At 61.5% G+C, this 25756-nt stretch carries 30 protein-coding genes; 18 read left to right on the top strand and 12 right to left on the bottom strand.

Annotated elements, in window-relative coordinates; translation table 11 throughout:
• The first annotated feature begins 17 nt into the window (after positions 1 to 17).
• Both PSH64_RS26830 and PSH64_RS26825 read left to right on the top strand, forming a co-directional pair.
• The gene (locus PSH64_RS26830; protein ID WP_105343486.1) at positions 18 to 902 is read left to right on the top strand and encodes a sugar nucleotide-binding protein; all 885 of its coding nucleotides are present in this window, start codon (positions 18 to 20) and stop codon (positions 900 to 902) included.
• Positions 895 to 1824, top strand: coding sequence for an NAD-dependent epimerase/dehydratase family protein (locus tag PSH64_RS26825; protein ID WP_105343489.1), 930 nt, complete (start codon positions 895 to 897; stop codon positions 1822 to 1824). The genes PSH64_RS26830 and PSH64_RS26825 overlap by 8 nt, the downstream gene beginning before the upstream one ends.
• Positions 1825 to 2004: 180 nt before the next feature.
• Here PSH64_RS26825 and PSH64_RS26820 read toward each other — a convergent pair whose 3' ends face one another.
• From PSH64_RS26820 to PSH64_RS26800, 5 genes are all read right to left on the bottom strand, one after another.
• Complete coding sequence (locus tag PSH64_RS26820; protein WP_105343491.1) at positions 2005 to 2703, bottom strand: OmpW family protein; 699 nt, start codon at positions 2701 to 2703, stop codon at positions 2005 to 2007.
• A 221-nt stretch (positions 2704 to 2924) separates the two neighbouring features.
• Complete coding sequence (locus tag PSH64_RS26815) at positions 2925 to 3443, bottom strand: DUF3299 domain-containing protein (RefSeq protein WP_018925681.1); 519 nt, start codon at positions 3441 to 3443, stop codon at positions 2925 to 2927.
• A gap of 11 nt (positions 3444 to 3454) precedes the next feature.
• Entirely contained in the window at positions 3455 to 4720 is a 1266-nt protein-coding gene (locus PSH64_RS26810) for an ABC transporter permease (RefSeq protein ID WP_305479198.1), read from the bottom strand.
• Between the two features lies 1 nt (position 4721).
• The gene (locus PSH64_RS26805) at positions 4722 to 5432 is read right to left on the bottom strand and encodes an ABC transporter ATP-binding protein (protein ID WP_018925682.1); all 711 of its coding nucleotides are present in this window, start codon (positions 5430 to 5432) and stop codon (positions 4722 to 4724) included.
• Positions 5433 to 5566: 134 nt separating this feature from the next.
• On the bottom strand, positions 5567 to 6163 hold the full coding sequence (locus PSH64_RS26800; protein ID WP_305479197.1) for a DUF2796 domain-containing protein: 597 nt from the start codon (positions 6161 to 6163) through the stop codon (positions 5567 to 5569).
• A gap of 135 nt (positions 6164 to 6298) precedes the next feature.
• Between PSH64_RS26800 and PSH64_RS26795 the strand changes: the two genes are divergently transcribed.
• Positions 6299 to 6640 (top strand): hypothetical protein, encoded by a 342-nt coding sequence (locus PSH64_RS26795; RefSeq protein WP_305479195.1) that lies wholly within the window; start codon positions 6299 to 6301, stop codon positions 6638 to 6640.
• A 15-nt stretch (positions 6641 to 6655) separates the two neighbouring features.
• On the opposite strand, the gene trxA is transcribed toward PSH64_RS26795, so the two are convergent.
• The 3 genes from trxA to PSH64_RS26780 form a co-directional block, all read right to left on the bottom strand.
• Positions 6656 to 7528, bottom strand: a complete 873-nt coding sequence (gene trxA, locus PSH64_RS26790; protein ID WP_305479193.1) for a thioredoxin — start codon at positions 7526 to 7528, stop codon at positions 6656 to 6658.
• A gap of 75 nt (positions 7529 to 7603) precedes the next feature.
• The gene (locus tag PSH64_RS26785) at positions 7604 to 8260 is read right to left on the bottom strand and encodes a methyltransferase (RefSeq protein ID WP_305479192.1); all 657 of its coding nucleotides are present in this window, start codon (positions 8258 to 8260) and stop codon (positions 7604 to 7606) included.
• Positions 8257 to 8721 carry a YbaY family lipoprotein gene (locus PSH64_RS26780; RefSeq protein WP_105343503.1) on the bottom strand — a complete coding sequence of 155 codons (465 nt, stop codon included), beginning with the start codon at positions 8719 to 8721 and terminating at the stop codon, positions 8257 to 8259. Before PSH64_RS26780 ends, PSH64_RS26785 begins: the two co-directional genes overlap by 4 nt.
• A gap of 117 nt (positions 8722 to 8838) precedes the next feature.
• On the opposite strand from PSH64_RS26780, the gene nrdR reads away from it, so the two are divergent.
• The 12 genes from nrdR to PSH64_RS26720 all read left to right on the top strand — a co-directional run bounded on the left by nrdR (position 8839) and on the right by PSH64_RS26720 (position 17634).
• Positions 8839 to 9303, top strand: a complete 465-nt coding sequence (nrdR, locus tag PSH64_RS26775) for a transcriptional regulator NrdR (protein ID WP_007906838.1) — start codon at positions 8839 to 8841, stop codon at positions 9301 to 9303.
• Positions 9300 to 10433, top strand: coding sequence for a bifunctional diaminohydroxyphosphoribosylaminopyrimidine deaminase/5-amino-6-(5-phosphoribosylamino)uracil reductase RibD (gene ribD, locus PSH64_RS26770; protein ID WP_305479191.1), 1134 nt, complete (start codon positions 9300 to 9302; stop codon positions 10431 to 10433). The genes nrdR and ribD overlap by 4 nt, the downstream gene beginning before the upstream one ends.
• 44 nt (positions 10434 to 10477) lie before the next feature.
• On the top strand, positions 10478 to 11140 hold the full coding sequence (locus tag PSH64_RS26765) for a riboflavin synthase (RefSeq protein WP_105343507.1): 663 nt from the start codon (positions 10478 to 10480) through the stop codon (positions 11138 to 11140).
• 31 nt (positions 11141 to 11171) lie between these two features.
• Positions 11172 to 12263 (top strand): bifunctional 3,4-dihydroxy-2-butanone-4-phosphate synthase/GTP cyclohydrolase II, encoded by a 1092-nt coding sequence (gene ribBA / locus PSH64_RS26760; RefSeq protein ID WP_105343509.1) that lies wholly within the window; start codon positions 11172 to 11174, stop codon positions 12261 to 12263.
• A 91-nt stretch (positions 12264 to 12354) separates the two neighbouring features.
• Positions 12355 to 12831 (top strand): 6,7-dimethyl-8-ribityllumazine synthase, encoded by a 477-nt coding sequence (gene ribE / locus PSH64_RS26755; protein ID WP_003228649.1) that lies wholly within the window; start codon positions 12355 to 12357, stop codon positions 12829 to 12831.
• Positions 12828 to 13328, top strand: coding sequence for a transcription antitermination factor NusB (nusB, locus tag PSH64_RS26750; protein WP_007970164.1), 501 nt, complete (start codon positions 12828 to 12830; stop codon positions 13326 to 13328). Before ribE ends, nusB begins: the two co-directional genes overlap by 4 nt.
• Before the next feature lie 18 nt (positions 13329 to 13346).
• Entirely contained in the window at positions 13347 to 14312 is a 966-nt protein-coding gene (gene thiL, locus PSH64_RS26745; RefSeq protein WP_305479190.1) for a thiamine-phosphate kinase, read from the top strand.
• Positions 14309 to 14812, top strand: coding sequence for a phosphatidylglycerophosphatase A (locus PSH64_RS26740; RefSeq protein WP_305479189.1), 504 nt, complete (start codon positions 14309 to 14311; stop codon positions 14810 to 14812). The genes thiL and PSH64_RS26740 overlap by 4 nt, the downstream gene beginning before the upstream one ends.
• Before the next feature lie 22 nt (positions 14813 to 14834).
• Positions 14835 to 15569 (top strand): ABC transporter substrate-binding protein, encoded by a 735-nt coding sequence (locus tag PSH64_RS26735; RefSeq protein WP_305479188.1) that lies wholly within the window; start codon positions 14835 to 14837, stop codon positions 15567 to 15569.
• A gap of 231 nt (positions 15570 to 15800) precedes the next feature.
• The gene (ribA, locus tag PSH64_RS26730; protein ID WP_105343518.1) at positions 15801 to 16418 is read left to right on the top strand and encodes a GTP cyclohydrolase II; all 618 of its coding nucleotides are present in this window, start codon (positions 15801 to 15803) and stop codon (positions 16416 to 16418) included.
• On the top strand, positions 16415 to 16834 hold the full coding sequence (locus PSH64_RS26725; protein WP_305479186.1) for an MFS transporter: 420 nt from the start codon (positions 16415 to 16417) through the stop codon (positions 16832 to 16834). Before ribA ends, PSH64_RS26725 begins: the two co-directional genes overlap by 4 nt.
• Complete coding sequence (locus tag PSH64_RS26720) at positions 16834 to 17634, top strand: cobalamin-binding protein (protein ID WP_105343523.1); 801 nt, start codon at positions 16834 to 16836, stop codon at positions 17632 to 17634. Before PSH64_RS26725 ends, PSH64_RS26720 begins: the two co-directional genes overlap by 1 nt.
• 127 nt (positions 17635 to 17761) lie before the next feature.
• On the opposite strand, the gene dxs is transcribed toward PSH64_RS26720, so the two are convergent.
• From dxs to PSH64_RS26700, 4 genes are all read right to left on the bottom strand, one after another.
• A complete protein-coding gene (gene dxs / locus PSH64_RS26715) occupies positions 17762 to 19660 on the bottom strand; it encodes a 1-deoxy-D-xylulose-5-phosphate synthase (protein ID WP_305479185.1) in 1899 nt (632 codons plus the stop codon).
• A 91-nt stretch (positions 19661 to 19751) separates the two neighbouring features.
• Positions 19752 to 20639, bottom strand: coding sequence for a (2E,6E)-farnesyl diphosphate synthase (gene ispA, locus PSH64_RS26710; protein WP_305479184.1), 888 nt, complete (start codon positions 20637 to 20639; stop codon positions 19752 to 19754).
• Complete coding sequence (locus PSH64_RS26705; RefSeq protein WP_007894317.1) at positions 20636 to 20878, bottom strand: exodeoxyribonuclease VII small subunit; 243 nt, start codon at positions 20876 to 20878, stop codon at positions 20636 to 20638. The genes ispA and PSH64_RS26705 overlap by 4 nt, the downstream gene beginning before the upstream one ends.
• 262 nt (positions 20879 to 21140) lie before the next feature.
• Positions 21141 to 22286, bottom strand: a complete 1146-nt coding sequence (locus PSH64_RS26700) for a Fic family protein (RefSeq protein ID WP_305479183.1) — start codon at positions 22284 to 22286, stop codon at positions 21141 to 21143.
• Positions 22287 to 22563: 277 nt separating this feature from the next.
• Here PSH64_RS26700 and PSH64_RS26695 point away from each other — a divergent pair, with 277 nt between their 5' ends.
• From PSH64_RS26695 to PSH64_RS26685, 3 genes are read left to right on the top strand one after another with little or no spacing between them, the layout of a single operon-like run.
• Positions 22564 to 23358, top strand: coding sequence for a YfaP family protein (locus tag PSH64_RS26695; protein WP_305479181.1), 795 nt, complete (start codon positions 22564 to 22566; stop codon positions 23356 to 23358).
• Positions 23359 to 23393: 35 nt separating this feature from the next.
• Positions 23394 to 25115, top strand: a complete 1722-nt coding sequence (locus PSH64_RS26690; protein WP_305479180.1) for a DUF2138 domain-containing protein — start codon at positions 23394 to 23396, stop codon at positions 25113 to 25115.
• On the top strand, positions 25085 to 25750 hold the full coding sequence (locus PSH64_RS26685; protein WP_064620638.1) for a DUF1175 family protein: 666 nt from the start codon (positions 25085 to 25087) through the stop codon (positions 25748 to 25750). Before PSH64_RS26690 ends, PSH64_RS26685 begins: the two co-directional genes overlap by 31 nt.
• Positions 25751 to 25756 lie beyond the last annotated feature (6 nt).

The raw sequence follows: 25756 nt of genomic DNA, 5'->3' as shown, positions 1-25756 counted from the left end.
CTGGGCCTGCTGACTCTATGCGAATGCGCCTTATGTTACTGGGCGGCGGAAATGCCCTTGGGCAGGCGCTGATTCGCCTCGGTGCGGAGGAAGACATCGGTTTCCTCGCCCCCCGCCCACCGCAAGACGGCTGGGACGCCGCAAGCCTGACGCAACTGCTCGACGATACCCGTCCAGATGCGTTGATCAATCTCGCCTACTATTTCGACTGGTTCCAGGCCGAGACCGTCAGCGAACAGCGTCTGGCCGGGCAGGAGCGCGCCATCGAGCGGCTGGCCGAATTGTGCCAGCATCACAACATCGTGCTGGTGCAACCGTCGAGTTATCGCGTGTTCGATGGCTCCCGGGCGACCGCCTACAGCGAAAAAGACGAACCGGTGCCGCTGGGCCTGCGCGGTCAGGCCCTGTGGCGAATCGAGCAAAGCGTGCGCGCTACCTGTCCGCAGCATGTGCTGCTGCGCTTCGGCTGGCTGCTCGATGACAGCCCCGACGGCATCCTCGGGCGATTCCTGGCCCGGGCCGAGAAAGCTGAAGAACTGCTGATGGCGGATGATCGTCGCGGTAATCCGACACCGGTGGACGACGCCGCCCGAGTGATCATTTCGGTGCTCAAGCAACTCGATTGCGCGGCGCCGCTGTGGGGCACCTACCACTACGCCGGGCATGAGGCGACCACGCCGCTGGCACTGGGGCAGGCAATCCTTACCGAAGCACGAGCCCTGCACCCGCTGGCCATCGAAGCGCCGACCGCCCAGGCTCACGCCGCGCGGCCCGACGCCGCCGAAGAGCCGCAACACGCGGTGCTGGCCTGCAAGAAAATTCTGCACACTTTCGGGATCAAGCCCCGCGCCTGGCGCGCGGCACTCCCGGGCTTACTGGATAGGTTTTATCGCCATGGCTGACGGCCCTGTTTTAATCACCGGCGGCGCCGGTTTCATCGGTTCGCACCTGACCGACGCCTTGCTCGCCAAAGGGCACTCGGTACGCATTCTCGATGACCTGTCCACCGGCAAACGCAGCAACTTGCCGCTGGACAATCCCCTGGTCGAACTGATTGAAGGCGATGTCGCCGATGCCGCCCTGGTGGCGCAGGCGATGATCGGTTGCAGCGCAGTGGCGCACCTGGCCGCGGTGGCTTCGGTGCAGGCCTCGGTGGATGATCCGGTGAAGACTCACCAGAGCAATTTCATCGGCTCGCTGAATGTCTGCGAAGCCATGCGTCAGGCCGGCGTCAAGCGGGTGCTGTACGCATCCAGCGCAGCGGTCTACGGCAACAATGGCGAAGGCGAGTCAATCGACGAAGACACGCCCAAGGCCCCGCTGACACCGTACGCGGTGGACAAGTTGGCGAGCGAGCACTACTTCGATTTCTATCGCCGCCAGCATGGTCTGGAGCCGGTGATCTTCCGTTTCTTCAATATCTTCGGCCCACGTCAGGATCCGTCCTCGCCGTACTCCGGGGTGATCAGCATTTTCAGCGAGCGCGCGCAGAAAGGCTTGCCGATCACTGTGTTCGGGGATGGCGAGCAGACTCGGGATTTTGTCTACGTCGAAGACCTGGTGGACGTGCTGGTGCAAGCCATCGAGAAACCCCAGGTCGAGGTCGGCGCGGTGAATGTCGGCTGGAATCAGGCGACGACCCTCAAGCAGATGCTTGAAGCCCTTGAAGCGGTGGTGGGCAAGCTGCCGCCCGTTAGTTATGGCCCGGCGCGTTCCGGTGACATCCGCCATTCACGAGCGAATAACCGGCGATTGCTGGAGCGGTTTACCTACCCGGAGCAGACGCCAATGAGCGTTGGCCTGGCGCGGTTGTTGGGGCACTGAGGTTTTACGCAGCCGTGAAAAAGGCGCCTTGAAGGCGCCTTTTTCACGGCTGGAATTTGCGTTGCCGCTGATGCAATCCCCGTGAGGGGGGAGTTTTACTCCAGGTCGACCGTGTATCGGCCGCCGTCAGTTCTGAGTCTGCCCATCACAACGCCTCATTCACCACCACGTGAACGTTCTTTAGAATTTGTAACCCAGACCGACCATGTAGATGAACGGATCGACGTCCACGTTCACCCGTGCGCGGGTGCCCGGCGCGACGGCATCGTTTTCCACGGTCGCACGGGTATCGATGTCGATATAGCGGACCTGGGCGTTGATCATCACGTTGTCGGTCAACATGTAGTCAGCACCGACCTGCCAGGCCAGACCCCAGGAGTTTTCCGTCTTGAAGTTGCTGAAGCCGTTGGCGCGGGCTTCGCTGCTGAGGTTTTCGTCGTAGATCCAAGTGTAGTTGATGCCGCCGCCGATGTACGGCTGGAACGGGGACGTGGCGTCCAGCGGGTAGTAGACCAGGCTCAGGGTTGGCGGCAGGTGTTTCAGAGTGCCGAGTTTGCCGTTGGCAGCGCCCAGCGAGGTGCCTTTGAGCTTCACGTCATGCTGGAACGGCGAGGCCGCCAACAGTTCGATCCCCAGGTTGTTGGTGATCATGTAGGCGAAGTTCAGACCCAGTTGCGTGTCGCTGCTCATGGTGGCCTTGCCACCCAGGTCGGCGCCCTTCAGTGGGCCCTGATCGACCTTGACGCTGGAGCTGTCGGCTTCCGGATTGACGGTGATCGCACCGGCCCGAACGATGATGTCGCCGGCGGTGTGAGCATGGGCGAGCGGGGCAGCGAGCGCGAGGGCGAACAGCGAAGCGCTGAGCAATGACTTGTGCATGGGGGGCTCCAGAGGACGTTAAAAGTGTTCGATGTCCAATGGTAGGGATCCAACTGATACGGTCTTTTGACTCAGCTCAATGAAACAGCTATGGCTCTGTTTTTTACGGAACCTTTGATGACCTCATTGCGGGCAAGCCCGCTCCCACAAGGGCAATGCAGAACCTGTGGGGGCGGGCTTGCCCGCGATGGCAATCTTGCAGGCGCAAATAACTGCCGGATTCACTCCGGCAGTTCATACACATAAATCTTCTGCGCCTCCATCTGATACCCGGCATCCGCCAGTTCGCTGGTGGACGCCTTGACCTGCAGCGCACCTTCGACCCAGTACGGCTGATACAGCTCATCGAGCTTCACGCCGACTTCGCTTTTGACATGCACGATCTGGTTCGACGGCGGAGGCGGTACGTGGATGCAGGCGCCGAAATACGGCACCAGCAGAAACTCGGTGGTGCGGCCTTCTTCACTGACCTCCAGCGGCACGATGTACCCCGGCAAGCGAATATTCTGGCCGTCGAGACTCTTCACCACTGGCGCGTTCGGCATGTCCTGCTTCGCCGCTGGGGCCGATTCTGCGGACAACGCGTCGCTCATCTTCGACAGGTCGTGCAGCGGCGTCATGTTCGGCACTTCCGGCGGGGCATCCGGCGGGATCATTTCCGACCAGGTCAGGTCTTTCGGCTCGGCCGCCCACAGTGGCAAAGCGACCAGCATCAACAGCGCAAGCAGAGCGCGGGGCATGTTCAACGTCCTCACAGGCGGATCGACAGGCCATCGGCCAAGGATTGGCGGTAAGCGCGCCAGGCCGGCACGCTGCCCATCAGCAGCGCGGCGATCAGGATGCCACCGAGCAGCGTCCATTCATATTCGCTCGGCCAGGCCAGCGGCAGGTACAAACCGTAATTCGACTGCACGTAGCCCTGGGCCACGGCGATGCCCACATACAGCAGCGCCACCCCGGCAATCACTCCCGACAGCGCCAGGGCAAATGCCTCCAGCACCAGCAAGGTCGCAATATGCCACGGCCGCGCGCCCACCGAGCGCAGAATCGCCATCTCCCGGCGGCGCTCGTTGAGGCTGGTGAGAATCGCTGTGAGCATGCCGATCAACCCGGTCAGCACCACGAACAGCGAGACGACGAACAAGGCTTTTTCCGCCGTGCTCATCAAACTCCACAGCTCCTGCAACGCCACGCCCGGCAGGATCGCCAGCATCGGCTCGCCCCGGAATTCGTTGATTTCACGTTGCAGCGCGAAAGTCGAAATCTTGTTGTTAAGGCCGAGCATGAACGCGGTGATCGCCTGCGGCGTCAGGTCCATGTTGCGCGCCTGATCGGCACTGATGCGGCCATTACCACGGGCCGGTACACCGTTGTGCCAGTCGATGTGGATCGCTTCCATGCCGCCGAGGCTGATGTGCAGCGTGCGGTCCACCGGGGTGCCGGTGCGTTTGAGAATGCCGACCACGGTGAACGGTTTGTCGTCGTGCTTGACCAGGCTGATCGCCGCCACGCCATGGGCCAGCACCAGTTTGTCGCCGAGTTTGTAGTGCAGCGCATCGGCCACTTCGGCGCCGAGCACCACTTCGAACGGATCGCTGGCGAAGGCGCGGCCATCGGCCAGTTCCAGGTGCTGTTGATGGCCGTACTGGTAATGCTCGAAATACGCCTCGGTGGTGCCCATCACCCGATAACCGCGATGGGAATCGCCCAGGGACATGGGGATCGCCCACTTCACTTTCGGGTTGTTGGCGAACTGCTCGAAGCTGTCCCAGCGGATGTTGTTGGTGGCGTTGCCGATGCGGAATACCGAATACAGCAGCAGGTTCACCGAACCGGATCGTGCGCCGACGATCAGGTCGGTGCCGCTGATGGTGCTGGCGAAACTGGCCTTGGCCTCGGTGCGCACCCGCTCCACCGCCAGCAGCAGGCAGACCGACAGGGCGATGGCGAACGCGGTGAGGATCGCAGTGAAGCGACGGTTAGCCAGGCTGGCCATGGCTAGACGAAACAAATACATCTCAGACCTCGGACGGGGTGGCGGCGCGATTGAGATCGGCCAGCGACAGGTGGCGATCGAACAGTGGTGCGAGACTCTGGTCATGGCTGACAAACAACAGGCTCGAGCCGGCTTCGCGGCATTCGGCGAACAACAGGCGAATGAAGTTTTCGCGAGCGTCGTAATCCAGTGCCGAGGTGGGTTCGTCGGCGATCACCAGTTCCGGCTGACCGATCAGTGCACGCGCGGCAGCGACCCGTTGCTGCTGGCCGATGGACAGCGAATCGGCACGACGGCCCAGAATGCTTTCATCCTTCAGGCCCAGATGGGCGAGCAGGGTGGCGGCGGCCTGATCGACGCTGCCGTGGCGCTGTTTCGCCCGCTCGGCGCGCAGTTTCGAGAAATGGCAGGGCAGTTCGACGTTCTCCCGCACCGACAGAAATGGCAGCAAGTTGAACTGCTGGAAGATGTAGCCGGTGTGGTCGACCCGGAAGTGGTCGCGGGCACCGGCAGAGAGTTCGGTCAACTCCTGGCCGAGCAGCCGGATGCTGCCGCGATCAGGCTTTTGCACACCGCCAAGCAGGCCGAGCAGGGTGGTCTTGCCGCTGCCGCTGGGGCCTTTGAGGAACAGGGTTTCACCCGGTTCCAGGCGAAACGCCGGGATGTCCAGCAGCGGCGGGTGACCGGGCCAACTGAAGCCCAGGTCGGACAGTTCGATGAGTGCTTGGGTCATGTGAAACCGGTCAGGTTGGTGGTGAACCCTGTGGGAGCGGGCTTGCTCGCGAAAGCGGCGTGTCAGTCACATCATTGCCGCATGTACTGCCGTCTTCGCGAGCAAGCCCACTCCCACGCTGGATTGGTGTCGAATCAGAATTTCAGGGCGCCAGCCTTGGCCGTCACATCAACCCCTTGCTGCCCACTCGGGCTGATCAGTTGTACCTGAATCTTCTGGGTCGCCGGGAATGTGTTGAAGAGAGTCGCCAGGTCCAGGGTCTTCAGCGCGCCCGGGGCCGAGCAGTTGAATTGGTAACGGGCGTGGATTTCGCTGTGGTCATGGTGATGCTCGTGACCGTCCTTGGCCTCTTCGTGATCATCGTCGTCATGGTCGTCGGCATCCGGTTTGTCACCGAACAGCGGGCTTTCCAGTTCCTGGGTCGCGACCACGCAACCGGCGGCTTTCGGCAGGTTGAACAGCACCAGCGGTTTTTCCAGTTGGGCACGGACAGCGGCGATCTTGGCTTTGTCGGCGTCGGTGGTGGCGGCGTGTTCGAAACCCACCAGGTTCATCGCCGGGCTTTCCAGTTCCAGCTCCAGGGTCTGGCCGTCCAGCGCCGCATTCAGGCGGCCGACGCCATGTTCGTGAGCGCCGAGGCTGCCGTGTTCATTGTGATCATGCTCGACAGCCGCGTGGGCGACAGCCAGCGGCAACAAGGCAAACGGCAAAGCGAGCAGCAGACGGCGCATGGAGGGTCTCCGAAAAGTAAAGTGAAGAGTTTGTTATGTAATCTTATAACGAAAGTGCCGAGAGTTTGACCGTCTGCTTGGCGTTGCGCAAGACCCATGGGAGCATGGGAGTCAGGTATATGCAGGAGCAGACTTATGTTGCGAATACGCGGGAGCATCGGCGACTGGCCGGTGGATTTGACCCTGGAACTGGATGAGGGCGACTGGGCGCAGCTCGGTGCGCAGTTGCAGGCTGCCAAACCCGAGGCGAGCACAACACCGGCCAAACCGGTGAATCAGGACGAGGCGCTGTGGCAGATCGCCAAAGAACTGCTGCGCAAGGCCGGGCAATTGAATGGGCCGGATTTGCTGGAGCAGCTGGAAGGACTGACCGGCAGCGCAGTGGCGGGCAAGCGCTTGTTGGTGCGCTTGCGCCACTGCGCGGACGTCAAAGTGGTGAGCGGCGGGGATACGCCGCTGTACAGCTGGATCGAGTAAGCCGTAAAAAAGATCTTAATAGAGCGCGGCGAACAGCTTGCGACGGTACGTGGTCACCAGCAGATGATCGTTGCCCAGCAGTTCGAACACTTGCAGCAAGGTCTTGTGCGGCAAGCCTTCGCTGTAGCCGCGATTGCGGATGAACAGTTTGAGCAAGGCATCCAGCGCCGCGTCGTATTGCTGGCGGGCCAGTTGCTGGATCGCCAATTGATAGACCGCCTCATCGTCCTGCGGATTTTTCGCCAGGCGTGCTTTCAGGTCTGCCGCATCCGGCAAATCCCTGGCTTGACCGAGAAACTGGATTTGCGCCTTGGCGCCGGCCAGCGCGGCCTTGTGTTCATCAGTCTTGACCGCATCGAGCACGGTTTGCGCTTCACTCAGTTCGCCGCGCTCGGTGAGGCAGCGGGCGTAGAGGATCAGCGCCTTGGCATTGGTGTTGTCTTCAGCCAGCAGCACTTTGAGCATGGCTTCGGCATCGGCGAAACGGCCGTCATCGAACAGCGCCTGAGCCTGTTCGAACGGATCGGCAGCCGCGGGCGGCGGCATTTGCACATGAGGTTCGAGCATCGTGCGCACTGCGGATTCCGGTTGGGCACCGGCAAAACCGTCCACCGGCTGACCATCCTTGAACAGCACCACGGTCGGCAGGCTGCGAATGCCGAAACGCGCAACGATGTCCTGCTCGATGTCGCAGTTGACCTTGGCCAGCAGCAACTCACCCTGATAGCTCTCGGCGATGGTTTGCAGCATTGGCATCAAGGCCTTGCACGGCGCACACCATTCGGCCCAGAAATCCACCAGAACCGGTTTGTGGAAGGAATTCTCGATCACCGACTGGTCGAAATCGGCAGTCGTGGCGTCGAAAATGTACGGCGTTTCCTGACTCATGGGGGATCTCGTAAAAGCGTGGATGTGGTCACTATAAGGCTTGGTGGGGGGCGGCTGAAAGCGGGGTGATCGTGATCATGTCCGGGTGGCGTGGTAAAGGCTCACATGCCGAAACTCTTCGGGTTCGGCCAGGTCCGGCAAGGTCATCGCTTCCAGCATCTCGATGCGCCGATACAGCGGATGGCGAAAATCGCGAACCCGTGAATCCGCGACCAACGCTTCCCGGCCACGGCTGAGAAACTCGTCGAGTAACGGCAGATTTTCCCGGTCGTACAACACGTCGGCCACCAGAACCAGATCAAACCGATCGGCCTCGGCGAAAAAATCCGTCGAGTAGTGCAGATGTACATCATTGAGTTCGGCATTCGCCCGACACGCGGCAATCGCCAGCGGGTCCAGGTCACAGGCCACCACTTCCTGCGCCCCGGCCTTCACCGCCGCAATCGCGGCCACCCCGGAACCGGCGCCGAAGTCCAGCACCCGTTTGCCTTCGACCCAGTGCGGGTACTCGGCGAGATAGCGGGCCACGGCCAGCCCACTGGCCCAGCAGAAACTCCAGTACGGCGGCTCGTGGAGAATCCGCCGGGTTTCTTCGGGGCTGAAGGCGCGGTCCATGTTGTCGCCGTCGATCAGCCAGAGTTTCAGCTCGGTGCCCGGCAACTCGCAGGCTACAAGCTGTGCGTCACCGAGCAGTTCACCCAACGCCTGTTGCAGGTCGAGCGGTGCAATCATGGCGCTTTGACGAATTGCAACTGACCCAGGGCCTGGGTCGTCGGTTGTGTGATGATTTGCGCCGGCAGATGCAGAATCAACTGCCCGGACTGGCTGGCGCGGCCGCGCAGTTCAACGCGAGCGCCGGCCGGGAAGGATTCGGGGTTGAAACGCAGGCGAAACGGCAACACCTGATTGGTGCCGATCAGGTTGGCACTGGCGAGCAATTGTTGCGGGCGATCCTTGTCGTCGATCACCAGCAGCGCCAGTTCGACTTCGGCGTCGGCCGGCACGCCCATCAGGGTGCCACTGATTTCACGCTGGTAAGCCGGCAGCGGGCCGAGCTCGGCAGACGCCTTGGCTTTCTTCTGCGCCTGTTGTGGCGCCGGGCCAGGTGTGGGTGGCTGGGGCTTGGGTGCATCGCTGCCACAGGCCACCAGCAGGCTGAAAAGACTGAGCAAAACGAGCGGTCGTAACGACATTGGCGGCTCCAGCAAGGTGAAATCATCTATAGCCCGTCTGTATACCGCAAACCCTATGGCTTGTCTTGCCACGGGGATGCGCTACCATGGCCCTCCCATTTTTTGTTGCCTGCCACCATGCACTGTCCCTTCTGCGGTGCCAACGACACCAAGGTCATCGACTCGCGTCTGGTCGCCGAGGGCGAACAGGTGCGCCGCCGGCGTGAATGCCTGGCCTGCGGCGAACGCTTCACGACGTTCGAAACCGCTGAACTGGTGTTGCCGCGCCTGATCAAAACCGACGGCAGTCGCCAGCCGTTCGACGAAGAAAAACTTCGTGCCGGCATGCAGCGGGCGCTGGAGAAGCGCCCGGTGAGTGTCGAGCGCCTGGAATCGTCGCTGGTGCACATCAAACACAAGCTGCGCGCCACCGGCGAACGCGAGGTCAAATCCCTCGTGGTCGGCGAACTGGTGATGGCCGAGCTGAAAAAGCTTGATGAAGTCGCCTATATCCGCTTCGCTTCGGTGTATCGACGCTTCCAGGATCTCAACGAGTTCCGTGAAGAGATCGATCGCCTCGCCCGTGAGCCGGTGAAAGAATGACCACCTCCCCGGAACAAGCCATCCTCGATGCCCATTACATGGCCCGTGCCCTGGAACTGGCGCGCAAAGGTCATTACACGACGCACCCCAACCCGCGGGTCGGCTGCGTGGTGGTGCGCGACGGGCAGATTGTCGGCGAAGGCTGGCATGTGCGCGCCGGCGAGCCCCATGCCGAAGTCCACGCCCTGCGTGCGGCGGGCGACAAGGCGCGGGGCGCCACGGCTTACGTGACCCTCGAACCCTGCAGCCACCACGGCCGCACGCCACCCTGCGCCGATGCGCTGGTCAATGCCGGTGTGGCGCGTGTTGTTGCAGCGATGCAGGACCCGAACCCGGAAGTCGCCGGTCGCGGCCTGCAACGTCTGGCCCAGGCCGGTATCGCCACCGAAAGCGGCGTGCTGGAAGGCGAGGCGCGCAAGCTCAATGAAGGCTTCCTCAAGCGCATGGAGCACGGCTTGCCGTTCGTGCGGGTCAAGTTGGCCATGAGTCTCGACGGTCGCACGGCGATGGAAAGCGGCGAGAGCCAATGGATTACCGGCCCGGCGGCGCGCTCGGCGGTACAACGGTTGCGCGCGCAGGCCAGCGTGGTGCTGACCGGCGCCGACACGGTGCTCGCGGACAATGCCCGTTTGACCGTGCGAGCCGATGAATTGGGCCTCGATCCCGAACAAACCGCCTTGGCCATGAGCCGTCCGCCACTGCGCGTGCTGATCGACGGTCGTCTGCGGGTGCCGCTGGATGCGCCGTTCTTCAAGGCCGGCCCGGCACTGGTCGCGACGTGCATGGCGATCGAAGAGCAATACGCCAATGGTCCGCAATGCCTGATCGTGGCCGGCGACGATGGCCAGGTCGACTTGCACAAGTTGCTGGTCGAGCTCGCTGCCCGTGGCGTCAACGAGGTGCTGGTCGAGGCCGGCCCGCGTCTGGCCGGGGCCTTTGCTCAGCAAGGGTTGGTGGATGAATTCCAGATTTTCATCGCCGGCAAGTTCCTCGGTTCCACGGCGCGACCGTTGCTGGATTGGCCGCTGGCGCAGATGAAAGATGCGCCCGAGCTCAAAATTACCGAAATCCGCGCGGTTGGCGATGACTGGCGAGTCATTGCCATACCTGTCCCAATGGTCAGCGTATAATTCCCGGCTGCAGCCCAGAAGGCCCTGTTCTCGAGGAGAACTCCATGTTTACCGGCATCATCGAATCCATCGGCAGTATTCGTGCATTGACCCCAAAAGGCGGCGATGTGCGGGTTTACGTAGAAACCGGCAAGCTCGACCTGAGCGACGTCAAACTGGGCGACAGCATTGCCGTCAACGGCGTGTGCCTGACGGCGGTTGAACTGCCGGGCAATGGCTTTGCGGCGGACGTCAGTCGCGAAACCCTCGACTGTACCGCCATGAATGACCTCAAGAGCGGCAGCCCAGTGAATCTGGAAAAAGCCCTGACCCCGACCACCCGCCTCGGTGGGCACTTGGTCAGCGGTCACGTCGATGGTGTCGGCGAAGTGGTCTCGCGCACCGACAATGCCCGCGCCGTGGAATTTCGCATCCGTGCGCCGAAAGAACTGGCCAAGTACATCGCCCATAAAGGTTCGATCACCGTCGATGGCACCAGCCTGACGGTGAACGCGGTTGATGGCGCCGAATTCCTGCTGACGATCATTCCGCACACCTTGAGCGAAACCATCATGGCTTCTTACAAGCCAGGTCGCCGGGTGAACCTGGAAGTCGACTTGCTGGCGCGCTATCTGGAGCGCCTGTTGCTGGGCGACAAGGCTGCTGAGCCAACGTCTGGCAATATTACTGAAAGCTTTCTGGCCGCCAACGGCTACCTCAAATCCTGAAGCTCAAATTTCGAAAGAAGGGGGGTGCCTTGTGGCGCTCAATAGCATCGAAGAACTGGTTGAAGACATCCGCCAAGGCAAGATGGTCATCCTCATGGATGACGAAGACCGCGAGAACGAAGGCGACCTGATCATGGCCGCCGAATGCTGCCAGCCTGAACACATCAACTTCATGGCCAAGCACGCCCGTGGCCTGATCTGCATGCCGATGAGCCGTGAACGCTGCGAACTGCTCAAGCTGCCGTTGATGGCGCCACGCAACGGTTCCGGCTTCGGCACCAAGTTCACCGTGTCCATCGAAGCCGCCGAAGGCGTGACCACCGGCATCTCCGCCGCTGACCGTGCGCGTACCGTGCAGGCCGCTGCCGCCAAAGACGCCAAGGCCGAAGACATCGTCAGCCCCGGTCACATTTTCCCGCTGATGGCCCAGGCCGGTGGCACTCTGGCCCGCGCCGGTCACACCGAAGCGGCGTGCGACCTGGCACGCATGGCCGGTTTCGAGCCGAGCGGTGTGATCTGCGAAGTGATGAACGACGACGGCACCATGTCCCGTCGCGCCGAACTCGAAGCGTTTGCCGCCGAACACAACATCAAGATCGGCACCATTGCCGACCTGATTCACTACCGGATGATCCACGAACGTACCGTTCAGCGGATTGCCGAGCAGCCGCTGGACAGCGAACTGGGCCAGTTCAACCTGGTGACCTACCGTGATTCGGTGGAAGGCGACGTGCACATGGCGTTGACCCTGGGCACCGTGTGCGCCGAAGAGCCGACCTTGGTTCGGGTGCACAACATGGACCCGCTGCGCGACCTGCTGATGGTCAAGCAGCCCGGCCGCTGGAGCCTGCGCGCCGCCATGGCCGCGGTTGCCGAGGCCGGCAGCGGCGTGGTGCTGTTGCTCGGTCACCCGCTCGATGGCGACGTGTTGCTGGCGCACATCCGCGAAACCGCCGATCACGCCGCAGTGAAAAAACCGACCACCTACAGCACCGTCGGTGCCGGTTCGCAGATCCTTCGGGACCTGGGCGTGCGTAAAATGCGCCTGATGAGTGCACCGATGAAATTTAATGCGATATCCGGTTTCGATCTGGAAGTTGTAGAATACGTGCCCTCCGAATAATGACCGGTTGTTTCCAGTCCTTGATTCGCGGCTAACACATCACTGAGGGATGCGTAGAAAACGCGTCCCGGCTCTTTAAGAGATCTAACGAATGACCCTGAAGACCATCGAAGGTACCTTCATCGCCCCTAAAGGCCGCTACGCTCTGGTAGTGGGCCGTTTCAACAGCTTCGTGGTTGAAAGCCTGGTCAGCGGTGCAGTTGATGCCCTGGTTCGCCATGGCGTGAGCGAAAGCGACATCACCATCATCCGTGCGCCTGGCGCCTTCGAAATCCCTCTGGTTGCGCAAAAAGTCGCTCAGAAGGGCGAGTTCGCGGCAATCATCGCCCTGGGCGCGGTCATTCGTGGCGGTACTCCGCACTTCGAATACGTGGCTGGCGAATGCACCAAGGGCCTGGCCCAGGTGTCCATGGAGTTCGGCGTGCCGGTCGCTTTCGGCGTACTGACCGTTGATTCCATCGAACAAGCCATCGAACGTTCCGGCACCAAGGCCGGTAACAAAGGTGCTGAAGCTGCCCTGTCCGCTCTGGAAATGGTCAGCCTGCTGGCGCAGTTGGAGGCCAAGTGATTAGCGACGATAGCGATCGTTTCAACCCGCGCGATCCAAAGCCTGCGGATGCCGGCAAGCCATCGAAAAGCGCCAAGCGTCGCGAAGCCCGTCAGCTCGCGACCCAGGCGCTCTACCAGTGGCACATGGCCAAGCAGTCGCTGAACGAGATCGAAGCGCAGTTCCGGGTCGATAACGATTTTTCCGATGTCGATGGCGCGTACTTCCGCGAAATCCTGCACGGGGTTCCGCAGTTCAAGACCGAGATCGACACCGCGCTCAAGCCTTGCCTGGACTTGACCATCGAAGAGCTGGACCCGGTTGAACTGGCCGTGCTGCGCCTGTCCACCTGGGAACTGCTCAAGCGCGTCGACGTGCCGTACCGCGTGGTGATCAACGAAGGTATCGAACTGGCCAAGGTCTTCGGTTCCACCGACGGCCACAAGTTCGTCAACGGTGTGCTCGACAAGCTGGCTCCGCGTCTGCGTGAAGCTGAAGTGAAGGCGTTCAAGCGCTGATTGGCGCTTGCAATCGCTATGGGTGAGTTTGAGCTGATCCGCAACTTCTTTGCCGCCGCGCCTTGTGCGCAGGGCGGCGAAGGTGTTGCCCTCGGGATCGGCGACGACTGCGCCTTGCTGGCTGTTCCTCCCGGGGAGCAGTTGGCAATCTCCACCGATACGCTGGTGGCCGGTGTGCATTTCGCCGACCCCTGCGATCCGTTTCTGCTGGGCCAGCGCGCGTTGGCCGTGGCCGTCAGTGACCTGGCCGCCATGGGCGCCACCCCCGTTGCCTTTACTCTTGCCCTGACCTTGCCGACGGGAACTGCCGATTGGCTGCAAGCTTTCGCCCGTGGTTTGAACCTCATGGCGCAGAATTGCCGGGTGGCACTGGTGGGCGGTGATACCACTCGCGGGCCGCTGAGCCTGACCATGACGGTATTCGGTCGGGTGCCGACCGGTCTGGCGTTGACCCGCAGTGGCGCACGGCCGGGCGATTTGCTCTGTGTGGGTGGTGAACTGGGTAATGGCGCGGGCGCCTTGCCGTTGGTCCTTGGCCAGCGGACGGCCGAAGCGGCCATCGCCGATCCGTTACTGGCCCATTACTGGTCACCGCAACCACAACTGGCGTTGGGCCAGGCGTTGCGTGGCAGGGCCACCGCCGCGCTGGATATTTCCGATGGCCTGCTCGCCGACTGCGGGCATATTGCCCTGGCGTCGAAAGTCGGGATTCAGCTGGAGCGGCATAAGCTGCCGTTGTCGAAGGCGCTGTTGGCGTTCCTTGGCCAGCCTGGCGCTGAGCAAGCCGCCCTCAGTGGTGGTGACGATTACGTGCTGGCCTTCACCTTGCCACCCGCCGAGTTGTCGTCGTTATTGGCGCACGGCTGGCCGATCCATGTGCTCGGGCAGGTGATTGCAGGGCAGGGCGTGATACTGCTGGACGCCGACGGACACGACATCACCCCGCCAATCCGGGGTTACCAACATTTTCGGGAGACACCGTGACAGATCATCCCAAACAGGTCCCGGCGGAGTTCGTTCCGCCGTCGGTCTGGCGCAATCCGTGGCATTTCCTGGCGTTCGGCTTCGGCTCGGGCACCCTGCCAAAAGCGCCGGGCACCTGGGGTTCGTTGGTGGCGTTACCCTTCATTCCGCTGTGGCAGATGCTGCCCGACTGGGGCTACTGGCTGATGCTCGGCATCAGCATGCTGTTCGGCTTCTGGCTGTGCGGCAAGGTCGCCGACGATTTGCGCGTGCATGACCACGAAGGCATCGTCTGGGACGAAATGGTCGGGATGTGGATCACCCTGTGGCTGGTGCCGGAAGGTTGGTATTGGTTGCTGGCGGGGTTCCTGATGTTCCGCTTCTTCGACATCCTCAAGCCCTGGCCGATTCGCTGGATCGACCGGCATGTGCACGGTGGCGTCGGGATCATGCTCGACGATGTACTGGCCGGGGTGTTTGCGTGGTTGGCGATGCAAGGGCTGGTTTGGCTTTTCGCCTGAAGGCTGCAGTCGAGGACGAAAAATGGCCCGCTGGTTGATGGTGATGGTTTTCGCGACGTTTTGCGCACTTGCCCGTGCGGACGAAGCACCGATGACGCCGTCCGTGATTCACCTGGCCAGCGAAGCCTGGGAAGACTTTACCGCCGCCGATGGCCATGGTCTGGGCTGGGACGTGTTGCGCGAAGTGTTCGAGCCGGCGGGCGTCAAACTGGATATTCGGATCGAACCGTATACCCGCGCCACGGGCCTGGCACAGCGCGGCGAAGTGGACGCCTGTGTCGGTGCCTATCGGGATGAAGTCAGCGACGTGCTCTATCCGCACTGGAATTTCGATACCGATCCCATCTATGCGCTGGGCCTGGCCAGCAATCCGGCGCCGACCGCGGAAAACCTGGGCAATTATCGATTGGCCTGGGTACGCGGCTACAAGTACCAGGCTTACCTGCCCAATGTGCAGCGCTATAACGAAGTCGCGCGGCGTACCGGGATTCTGCCGATGCTGATCCACAACCACGTCGACTACTACATTGACGCGCTGGACGAGGTTAACTCTATCGTCAGCCGAGCCAAGGATCCGTCGCAGTTTCGCCGCACGCACATCGTGGATTTACCGTTGTACCTGTGCTTCGCCGATACACCCCGGGCCCGCCGGTTGATGGCATTGTTCGATCAGCGCATGGAAGTATTGGTAAAAAACGGTCGGTTGAAACCGATCTTCGCAAAGTGGAAACAGCCGTACCCGTTTGGCACAAACTGAATAGGGTCAATGTGGGAGCGGGCTTGCTCACGAAGACGGACGCCCATTCAATATATGAGCAGTCTGGCACACCGCTTTTGCGAGCAAGCCCGCTCCCACACGGAACGATGTGAGCAGATATCAAACTTTTTGATCGTTATGGCCGATAATTCAGCCTAAGCGTCTGTAGGAACGTGCTGTTACAATGCCGCCTCTGCGAATCTTCAGTACTTATAGATCAGGAGCACACCGGTGCCTGTCGTTTTTGTCGCCGCTTCCAAGCTGCCAACGCCTTTTGCGCAATTCACCATGCACGGCTTTCTCGATGAGGAAAACGGGCGCGAGCACGTGGTGCTGAGCCTGGGTGATATCGCCGACGGTGCTCCGGTACTCGGCCGGTTGCACTCCGAATGCCTGACCGGCGATGCCTTGTTCAGCCAGCGTTGCGACTGCGGTTCGCAACTCGAGGCGGCATTGCAGGCGATCGCCCGTGAAGGCCGTGGCGTGTTGCTCTACTTGCGTCAGGAAGGTCGCGGCATTGGCCTGCTGAACAAGATCCGCGCCTATGAACTGCAGGATGGTGGTGCCGACACCGTTGAAGCCAACGAACGTCTGGGCTTTGCCGCCGACCAGCGCGACTATGCCATGTGCCTGCCGATGCTGGAGCATCTGGGCGTGAAATCCCTGCGTCTGATGACCAACAACCCACGCAAGGTCAAAGCCTTGACCGACATGGGCATCGTGGTGGCCGAGCGCGTGCCGTTGCACACCGGGCACAACCCGCATAACAAACTCTACCTGGCGACCAAGGCCAGCAAGCTCGACCACATGATGGGCAACGAGCACCAGGGCGAGGCTGACCGGGCGTGACCCGCGGTCAGGTACGGCGGCGACTGTCCGTCAGCTGGTGGCAATACCTGGCGTTGGCCTTGCTGCCGTTGTTCGTGATCAACGGCGTATTTGGTCAAGGCGAGGCGATTCTGCCGGTGCTGGCCATGCCGTTATTCATTGCCGGTGTGGCGTCGATGTTTGTCAGCCTGAAGTTCTTTGGCGGCTACAAACATGCACTGATCGCTACCCAGAAAGCCCTCGACACTCCTGAAGAACCTGCCGCCTGGATCGCCCTGGCCGCGAAACGCCGCACCGCGTTTCTGGTCGCCGGCCTGCCTGCCTGGATTGGCGCGCTGGCGGTATTCGTGGGGCTGGAAGCCGTTCCGCTGATGCTGCTGGCGTTGTCGACTGCAGTGCTGTTCTACCTTTACCGTATCCCGCGTCAACTCGGCTGATGCGCAGCGTCTGGCTGGCAGTTTTGTTGCTGGCCGTCAGTGGCCCGGCGGCTGCGTTCGAGCGGGTTGTCAGCCTGGCACCGTCGCTTTCTGAAATCGTTGTTGAACTGAACTCGGCTGACCTGCTGGTGGGTGTGCTGGATGCCGGTGAACGTCCTCCTGAACTCAAAGACATTCCATCGGTGGGCCGCTACGGTCAGTTGGACATGGAGCGATTGCTCAGTCTCAAACCCGATCTACTGCTGCTCTGGCCGGACAGCGTGGGGCCGGCTCAGCGTGAACAGCTCAAGCGGCTGAACATTCCCATCTATGTCGCCGAACCGCATAACCTCGAACAACTCACTGTGCAGATCGAAGCGATTGCCACGCAACTCGGGCGAGCGGAGCGGGGCGTGTCATTGGCCAAGAGCCTGCGTCAGCGACTCGACTCCCTGCGCCAGCGCTATCGAAGGGATGAGCCGCTACGGGTGTTTTATCAAGTCTGGGATCGACCGCTGTACACCGTGGGCGGTGGGCAGATCATCAGCGATGCGCTGCAGGTGTGCGGGGCGCGCAATGTGTTTGCCGACCTGACACAGCCCGCGCCGCAGGTCAGTGTGGAGGCGGTATTGCAGCGCAATCCCGAGGTGATTCTGGCCAGCGATCAGGCGCAGCTCGATGCATGGAAGGCCTGGCCCCAGGTGACAGCAGTGATGCAGGGGCAATTGCTGCTGGTAGCGGATAAAGGTCTGGAGCGGCCGAGTGGGCAGATGATCGAAGCGACGGCCAAGTTATGCCAGTTGATCGCGCCTGACCTCTAACCTGTGGCGAGGGAGTTTCATCGGCGATCCGTTGGCACTTTAAAGCGAACATATTCTTGAAGGTTGCAAAAAACCAATGTGGGAGCGGGCAAGCCCGCTCCCACAGGGTTTTGCATATGTTTGAGGATTAGACGTTCAGCAATTGCAGGCGCTGACGCACCGCCTCTTCGATCCCGGCTTCATCCAGCCCGCATTCGGCGAGCATTTGTGCAGGCTTGGCGTGCTCCACATAAACGTCCGGCAAGCCCAGGTGCAGCACCGACTTGAGGATGTTTTCTCGGGCGAGGAATTCGCTGACCGCGCCACCGGCGCCGCCCATGATCGCGTTCTCTTCGATGGTCACCAGCAACTCGTGGCTGCCGGCGATTTCGCGAACCAGTGCTTCGTCGAGGGGTTTGACGAAGCGCATGTCGACCACGGTCGCATCCAGCTTTTCGGCGACTTTCAGGGCCTCGGCCAGTTGCACGCCGAACACCAGCAGGGCGACTTTGCTGCCCTGACGGCGAACCACGCCCTTGCCGATTTCAATCGGTTCGAGGTCTTTCTCGATCGGTGCATTCGGGCCGGTACCACGCGGGTAACGCACTGCCGCCGGGCCGTTGTACAGGTGGCCGGTGCTGAGCATTTTGCGCAGTTCGTTTTCGTCGCTCGGGGTCATCACCAGCATGCCGGGGATGCAACGCAGGAACGACAGGTCGAAACTGCCCGCGTGCGTCGGGCCGTCTTCGCCCACCAGGCCGGCGCGGTCGATGGCGAACAGTACGTCGAGGTTTTGTACCGCGACGTCATGGATCAGTTGGTCGTAGGCGCGCTGCAGGAAGGTCGAATAGATCGCCACCACCGGTTTGGCGCCTTCACAGGCCATGCCGGCTGCCAGGGTCACGGCGTGTTGCTCGGCAATCGCCACGTCGAAATAACGCTGCGGGAAACGCTCGCTGAAGGCCACCAGGTCGGAGCCTTCCTTCATCGCCGGGGTGATCCCGACCAGCCGCGGATCGGCCGCGGCCATGTCGCACAGCCACTCACCGAACACTCCGGAATACTTCGGCCCGCCGGCTTTCTTCGGCGCGGCGGCCGGAGCGTCCAGCGGTTCGAGTTTGGTGATGGCGTGGTAACCGATCGGGTCGACTTCCGCCGGGGCGAAGCCTTTGCCTTTTTTGGTGACCACGTGCAGGAATTGCGGGCCTTTCAGATCGCGCATGTTGCGCAGGGTGGCGATCAGGGTTGGCAGGTCGTGGCCATCGATCGGGCCGATGTAGTTCCAGCCCAACTCTTCGAACAGCGTGCCAGGGACCAGCATGCCTTTGGCGTATTCTTCGGTGCGACGGGCGATTTCCCAGGCGCCGGGCAGGCGCGACAGGACCTTTTTGCTGCCTTCGCGCATGCTTGCGTAAGTGCGGCTGGAAAGGATTTTCGCCAGGTAATTCGACAGCCCGCCGACGTTGCGCGAGATCGACATGTCGTTGTCGTTGAGGATCACCAGCATGTTGGCGTCGACTTCCGGCGCGTGGTTCAGCGCCTCGAAAGCCATGCCGGCGGTCAGTGCGCCGTCGCCGATCACCGCGATCGCCTTGCGATCACTGTGTTGCAGGCGGGCGGCAATCGCCATGCCCAGCGCTGCGCTGATCGAGGTGCTGGAGTGGCCGACCCCAAAGGTGTCGTACTCGCTCTCGGAGCGACGCGGAAAGGCGGCAACGCCGTCCTTCTGGCGCAGGGTGCTCATGCGCGCGCGACGGCCGGTGAGGATTTTGTGCGGATAGGCCTGATGACCCACGTCCCACACCAGCCGGTCGTCCGGGGTGTCGAAAACGTAATGCAACGCGATGGTCAGCTCGATCACGCCCAGGCCGGCACCGAAATGCCCACCGGTCTGGCCGACCGTGTAGAGCAATTCCAGGCGCAACTCATCAGCCAGGGTTTCCAGCTCGGCTTCGCCTAACCGGCGCAGGCCGTCCGGCGTGTTGGCACGGTCGAGCAGGGGCGTGGTCGGGCGCTTGCGGGGAATCTCATGAAACGTCGTGGGCATCAGGCGAATCGTTATAGGTATAAAAGATGCGGCAGTTTACCTGATGCATCGCCCCCTGCCCACGCGTTGGTCTTTTTTGGCGGATACGCCGTCAGTTGCGGCGGTCAACGATGTACCGGGCCAGATCGCGCAAGGGCTCGGCAGCCGCGTCAAACGGTCGCAGGGCGTGCAGGGCCTGGTCGCGCAGTTCCAGGGCGTAGGCCTTGGCCGCCTCGAGACCGAGCAGGGCCGGGTAGGTCGGCTTGTCCCGGGCAATATCGGCGCCCTGGCGTTTGCCCAGGGTGGCGGTGTCACTTTCGACGTCGAGAATGTCGTCCTGGACCTGAAATGCCAGACCGATGGCCTGCGCATAACTCTGCAGGGACTTCAGTTCGTCCTGCTCGGCATGCCCGCTGGCCAGGGCGCCGAGCTTGACGCTGACTTCGATCAGCGCGCCGGTCTTGTGCCGATGCATGTATTCAAGGGCTTTCTGATCGAGCTTGAGCCCCACCGAGCCGAGGTCGATGGCTTGCCCGCCGACCATGCCCGCCGGGCCCGCCGCCAACGCCAGGGCGCTGACCATCTGCAGACGGGTTTCGGCGTCTGACGAACTCAGTCGCGGGTCGAGCAGGGCGCTGAAGGCCAGGCTCTGCAAACCGTCGCCGGCGAGAATCGCGCAGGCTTCGTCGAATTTCTTGTGGGTGGTCGGCTGGCCGCGACGCAGATCGTCATCGTCCATGGCCGGCAAATCGTCGTGCACCAGCGAATAGGCATGGATCAGCTCAACCGCGCAGGCTGCGCCGTTGGCTTGCTCGGCCTTGCCGCCCAGCGCTTCACACGCGGCGTAGGCCAGCAGCGGACGTACACGCTTGCCGCCATTCATCACGCTGTAGCGCATGGCTTCATAGAGGCGGGCGAGCTCAGGACTCGGCGGGTTGAACAGGGTTTCCAGTGCTGCATTGACGCGGGCCTGGCTGGCCGCTGAATACGTTGCGATCATTCTGGCTGATCCGCGTCGAAGGGTTCCTCGGCCAACTCGCCATCACGCTCGAGCAGCACCTGGACTTTCTGCTCGGCCTGGGCCAGCGCCGCCTGGCAATCGCGGGTCAGCCCGATGCCCTGCTCGAAAGCGGTCAGCGAGTCTTCCAGCGACAATTCACCGTTCTCCAGACGCTCCACCAGCGTTTGCAGGTCGGCGAGGGATTGTTCGAAATCCAGTGCAGCTTTTTTGCGGGCCATGGCGGCTATTTCCGGTTGACGTTAAACCGGCGCGACACTAGCAGACATGGGGGGTATGGGCAAATGAGCTGGGCCATTTGGAGCAGCAGTTCCGGGGTGACAACACACCTTGTGGCGAGGGGGCTTGCCCCCGTTGGGGCGCGCAGCGGCCCTCTAATCCAGGCGCCGCGATACATCAGACATACCGCATTCAGCAATTTGCGACTGCTTCGCAGCCGAACGGGGGCAAGCCCCCTCGCCACAGTAGTGGTGTTGATCACGATTAGTTCGTTGAGTTATCCGGATAGCTGACTTGATAGCGAGTGCTGCGCCCGCCACCGGGCAGGCGTTTCAGGCAGCCCTTCTCCAGCAGTTCGGTCAGATGACGGGTCGCGGTGGCTTTGGAAACCTTTGCCACTGCCTGGTATTGAGCTGCGCTGATTCCCTCCTCGAAACCACGCTCTGCGCCATCGAGTAAACGATTCAACACTTTGATCTGCTCAACCGACAGCTCGGACTCCCGATGTGCCTGCCAGAAGCGCGCTTTGGCCAGCACCAACTCGATCCGGTTCATGGCTTGCTGCAAACTACGCAGGAGCGTTCTTAGAAACCACTCCAGCCAATCGGTGATATCCAGCGTGGCTTTCTGGCTGGTTTCCAGCACTCGGTAATAGCCTGAACGATCCTCCAGGATGCTCGCTGACATGGCATAGAAACGGATAGCCTGAGCCTCACCCTGGGCCAGCGCCAGGTCGGTGATGGTTCGCGTGAGACGGCCATTGCCATCGTCGAAGGGGTGCAAAGTGACGAACCAGAAGTGTGCGATACCGGCCCGCAACAATGGATCGAGGCCGGCTTGATTTCGGCTGGCTTCAAACCATTTGAGGAATGTGTCCAGTTGCTGCTCAAGGCCTTGGCGAGGCGGCGCTTCGAAGTGAACGGTTGGCCTGTCGAGTCGCCCCGAAACCACTTGAATGGGCTCATCGCCGCGTAACGCGCCAACGTGGATTGGCCGGGCGGCGAAGTCTGTATCCTGATCAGGAAACACCCATTTATGCCAATCCAGTAGTCGCTCAAGCGTCAGTGCTTCAGCAAAATGCTGCGTAGCGTCGAGCATTAGTTGCGCCAGACCCTCACTGCGTTGGCTCACCTTATCGCCGTCGACCAGATTTAAACCTAACCGTCGTGCCAGTGAAGAGCGCACGGAACCAACATTAAGCTGTTCACCCTCGATAGCTGAAGACGTCACGATATTCTGCAATAACGCATCCAGTTCGTTCTGCGCGCTTAGTGAGCTACCCACGGAACTGGCCATGCCCATCAACCGACCTTGTGCCTGCACACACTCGCGTAATAACGGTGTCAGGCGCTCGGCTTGCCAGTTGAAATTTGGCCAATCAGGCCGTTGCCAGATCCAGTGAGGTGCCATGAACTCGGGTGCTCCAAGGTGAATGAGCCGAATAATAGTCTTATTCGGCTCACTTTATGAGCCGAATAAGACCGCTATTCGGCTCACGCCCAACAATCACCGTGATTTTCACCGCAAATATAGATGTATCTGATTGTTAAAAAACTGCCGAATGGCTAATCTTCGCGCCTTCTACGACCCTATATTCAGGGTCATTCTGACGAAACGCAGTTTTATCTATCTGTAACGCGCCGAGGATCGGGCGCCAGGTTTCGTTATGCATGGCAGGAGGCGTCACATGCGTTGGGTTATTTCACTGCTGATCACGCTGGTCTGCGCTCAGGTGGCGTGGGCCGAGCAGCCTACGGCCGAGTTGTCGGAACCGGTGGGCGGCTGGCGCTATCACGGTCTGCTGGACCGCAGTGAAAATCCTCGCGTCGCCTACCCCACGCCGCCCATCGACCGGGGTGTGCAGCGCAATCGCACAATGATCGAAGGCCAGCTCAAGGCCCTCGGCACCCTCCGACCACCGCACAGCCTGGCGGTGAACGGCAATCCGCTGAATCTGTACACCGACGATCAAGGGCGTTTTGCCCGGCCCTATGCGTTCGGCGCCGGTTCCAACAGCGTCGAAGTGCGCAGTTCCGAGGGCAAGTCGCTCAAGCGCGTTCAATTCTATGAAGCCAACAACCTGCGCACCCCGGCGCGGATTCGCGTGGTGCTGGGCTGGGACGACCCCAAGGCCGAACTCGACCTGCACATCATTACCCCCGACGGCCAGCACGCGTTCTGGGCCAGTCCGGCGATGAGCAACGGCGGTGGGCTGGACCCGGACGGTGTCGATGGCCCCGGCCCGGAAATGTTCACCATGACCGCGCCGATGCACGGTACCTATCTGGTTTACGTGAACTATTGGGGCAACTACGGCAGCGGCGGCTATAACTTCGATGAGAACAGCAACCAGAACGAGGTGATCACCTCGCAAATCAACCTGGTGCTCAACGAAAACACCGTCGACGAAAAACGCGAGACGTTCATCGTGCCCTTGCGGGCGATCGGCGACCTGCTGCTGGTCAAGACTTTCAACTATTAAACATCCCGCACCACGGATGAATTGGGTTTGTGAACATGAGTGATAACACGATTCCACCAGCCGCTTCCCCGGCCGCCGCACCCGCTGCCAAACCTCCTCGCCGCTGGCCAGCGCTGGTGATCGGGCTATGCCTGGTGGCCGGCGTGGCAGGCGGGTTGGGGTGGTTCCTGAACAAACCCAAGGCTCCGCCTGCGGAACTGGCCAGTGACAAACTGGGCATGAGCCGGCCGGACGGCTTGCTCGAAACCCATTCCTTGAGTCAGCTGCCCAAGGATCTGCTGGCCGTGCCGTTCCTCAAGGAAACCCTGACCGAAGATTTCGTCTTCTATTACGAAGCTCACGCCGACCGTCTCGGCTTGATCGGCAGCCTGCGGCGGATCATTTACGAGCATGACCTGAAGCTGCAGGACAGCCTGATCGAGCAGCTCTTCGATCAACCGGCGGATGTGGCGCTGTGGCGTGGGGCGGATGGGCGTCTCAAGGATTTCCTGTTGGTGATGGATCGCGGCGGACTGGCCAAGGTGCTGGAGCCGCTGGCGAAAGTGGCGCTGGATGATTCGCAGCTGAGCAAGCTCAGCGAAGTGAAAGTTGGTGCCGACACCGTCACCCTCTATCAGCTCAACTACAACGCCAGCAAGGCGTTGGTGTTCGCCTCCCATGGCGACAAGCTGGTGGTGCTGTCCAATCCGGCCAAACTCTACGATCCGGAAAACGGCGCCTTGGAGGAAACCGGCAGCGTTTCGACCAAGGCGATCGCTGCCTTGCTCAACGGCGACAAACTGTTCCCCGAAGCCTTCGGCCTGCCGCCCCGTGCGCCCGAGGTAAAACAACGCCTTTCGGTCAATTCCAGTGTTTTGGCCATGGGTTACCAGCGCTTCATCCCGAACTTCGCCGGCCTGCGTTTCGACATGGACGACAAGGGCTGGCACAGCTTCCTGGCCATGGACGAAGTGGATAACCAGCCGGATTTCGATTTCAAACCGGTCTGGCAAGCCATGCCCATGGGTGCCAGCGCCTGCGTAGCGTTGCCACTGGCCGCCGAACAACAGAAACCGTTGCTGGTGAAGCTCGGCGCCGACGAAGCCGTGGCCCAGTCCCTCACCGAACACATGGCCGGTGCCGCCGGCCTGTGCTGGTACGCCGACTCGCGGCTGTACACACCGCTGCTGGTGGCCAGCCTGAATGACGATGACGGCGCCAAACTCGACGGCGACCTGGGCAACCTGTTCAGCTCGATGGTCGGTGCTTACGAAGGCAACGTTGCCGAGCACGCGTTCCCGGTGGTCGAGAAACAGGACGGTAAAACCCATCAGTGGCAGCGTCAGGTCAGTTCCAACTTCGGTCCTTATAAGGCCAAGGATGCCGAGCAGCCAGACGCGATCACCGGCAAAGCCTTCATGCGCGTAAGCCTGGCGCGCCACGGTTCGACGCTGCTGTTCTCCCTCGACGACAAACTCGTCGACAAAGCGCTGGGCACCCTCGACAAACGCTTCCCGCCGTTGGCTGACGTGCTGCCCAAAGACCTGCTGATGCCGATCTATTTCGGCCCCGATTCCATGGCGCAACTGATGCAACAGGAAACCCTCGACAGCCTGCCGCAGGACATGGAGCCGGTGTTCTACAACGCCGCGCAAACCTACCTGATCCCGAAACTGCGCACCCTCGGCGGCTACGGCAAATATGCCCTGACCTTGCCCAAAGGCAGCGAGCCCGACGGCCACTGGCAATGGCTGCCGCTGGAGTGGAAAGCCCTGTGACCGCACTTATCCGAGGCCTTGGTCTGCTGGCGTTGCTGCTGGGGACGCGCACATTCGCCAGCGAAGCCGCCGCGCTCGACCCGCAGCAATCCCAGGTATTCCGCGCCTGGTTCGTGCGCATCGCCCAGGAACAATTGACCCAAGGCCCGAGCCCGCGCTGGTACCAGCAGGACTGCGCCGGGCTGGTGCGGTTTGCCGCCAACGAAGCGCTGAAAGTCCACGACGACAAATGGCTGCGCAGCAATGGCCTGTCCAACCGCTACCTGCCGCCGGAGTTGCAACTGAGCGATGCCCAACGCGGCCTCGCCCAGCAATGGCAGCAGGGCGGCGGCAAGGTCGGGCCCTACGTCAACGCGATCAAACTGATTCAGTTCAACAGCCATCTGGTCGGCCGTGATCTGGCCCAGGCTCGGCCTGGCGACCTGATGTTTTTCGATCAGGGCGATGACCAGCACCTGATGATCTGGATGGGCCGCTTCATTGCCTATCACACCGGCACCACTACCCCCACCGACAACGGCATGCGCTCCGCAAGCCTGCAGCAACTCATGACATGGAAGGACACCCGATGGATACCCGACGCAGCCAACCCCAACTTCATCGGCGTCTATCGACTGAACTTTCTCTCCCAATGATCGGTG

This window comes from Pseudomonas sp. FP1742, from assembly GCF_030687145.1.
Classification (GTDB): domain Bacteria; phylum Pseudomonadota; class Gammaproteobacteria; order Pseudomonadales; family Pseudomonadaceae; genus Aquipseudomonas; species Aquipseudomonas frederiksbergensis_D.
Note: the sequence above shows the minus strand (reverse complement) of the source record. Positions and strands in the feature narration are given on the sequence as shown.

Coding starts and splice junctions, on each gene's coding strand:
- PSH64_RS26700 (WP_305479183.1), bottom strand. CDS start 22,286: ATGGCACCTCACTGGATCTGGCAACGGCCTGATTGGCCAAATTTCAAC.
- ribE (WP_003228649.1), top strand. CDS start 12,355: ATGACCCTGAAGACCATCGAAGGTACCTTCATCGCCCCTAAAGGCCGC.
- PSH64_RS26780 (WP_105343503.1), bottom strand. CDS start 8,721: ATGTCGTTACGACCGCTCGTTTTGCTCAGTCTTTTCAGCCTGCTGGTG.
- PSH64_RS26720 (WP_105343523.1), top strand. CDS start 16,834: ATGCGCAGCGTCTGGCTGGCAGTTTTGTTGCTGGCCGTCAGTGGCCCG.
- trxA (WP_305479193.1), bottom strand. CDS start 7,528: ATGAGTCAGGAAACGCCGTACATTTTCGACGCCACGACTGCCGATTTC.
- PSH64_RS26695 (WP_305479181.1), top strand. CDS start 22,564: ATGCGTTGGGTTATTTCACTGCTGATCACGCTGGTCTGCGCTCAGGTG.
- PSH64_RS26815 (WP_018925681.1), bottom strand. CDS start 3,443: ATGCCCCGCGCTCTGCTTGCGCTGTTGATGCTGGTCGCTTTGCCACTG.
- PSH64_RS26690 (WP_305479180.1), top strand. CDS start 23,394: ATGAGTGATAACACGATTCCACCAGCCGCTTCCCCGGCCGCCGCACCC.
- PSH64_RS26825 (WP_105343489.1), top strand. CDS start 895: ATGGCTGACGGCCCTGTTTTAATCACCGGCGGCGCCGGTTTCATCGGT.
- PSH64_RS26810 (WP_305479198.1), bottom strand. CDS start 4,720: ATGTATTTGTTTCGTCTAGCCATGGCCAGCCTGGCTAACCGTCGCTTC.
- PSH64_RS26800 (WP_305479197.1), bottom strand. CDS start 6,163: ATGCGCCGTCTGCTGCTCGCTTTGCCGTTTGCCTTGTTGCCGCTGGCT.
- ispA (WP_305479184.1), bottom strand. CDS start 20,639: ATGATCGCAACGTATTCAGCGGCCAGCCAGGCCCGCGTCAATGCAGCA.
- PSH64_RS26705 (WP_007894317.1), bottom strand. CDS start 20,878: ATGGCCCGCAAAAAAGCTGCACTGGATTTCGAACAATCCCTCGCCGAC.
- PSH64_RS26805 (WP_018925682.1), bottom strand. CDS start 5,432: ATGACCCAAGCACTCATCGAACTGTCCGACCTGGGCTTCAGTTGGCCC.
- PSH64_RS26785 (WP_305479192.1), bottom strand. CDS start 8,260: ATGATTGCACCGCTCGACCTGCAACAGGCGTTGGGTGAACTGCTCGGT.
- PSH64_RS26830 (WP_105343486.1), top strand. CDS start 18: ATGCGAATGCGCCTTATGTTACTGGGCGGCGGAAATGCCCTTGGGCAG.
- PSH64_RS26685 (WP_064620638.1), top strand. CDS start 25,085: ATGGCTGCCGCTGGAGTGGAAAGCCCTGTGACCGCACTTATCCGAGGC.
- PSH64_RS26820 (WP_105343491.1), bottom strand. CDS start 2,703: ATGCACAAGTCATTGCTCAGCGCTTCGCTGTTCGCCCTCGCGCTCGCT.
- PSH64_RS26795 (WP_305479195.1), top strand. CDS start 6,299: ATGTTGCGAATACGCGGGAGCATCGGCGACTGGCCGGTGGATTTGACC.
- PSH64_RS26735 (WP_305479188.1), top strand. CDS start 14,835: ATGGCCCGCTGGTTGATGGTGATGGTTTTCGCGACGTTTTGCGCACTT.
- PSH64_RS26765 (WP_105343507.1), top strand. CDS start 10,478: ATGTTTACCGGCATCATCGAATCCATCGGCAGTATTCGTGCATTGACC.
- thiL (WP_305479190.1), top strand. CDS start 13,347: ATGGGTGAGTTTGAGCTGATCCGCAACTTCTTTGCCGCCGCGCCTTGT.
- dxs (WP_305479185.1), bottom strand. CDS start 19,660: ATGCCCACGACGTTTCATGAGATTCCCCGCAAGCGCCCGACCACGCCC.
- nrdR (WP_007906838.1), top strand. CDS start 8,839: ATGCACTGTCCCTTCTGCGGTGCCAACGACACCAAGGTCATCGACTCG.
- ribD (WP_305479191.1), top strand. CDS start 9,300: ATGACCACCTCCCCGGAACAAGCCATCCTCGATGCCCATTACATGGCC.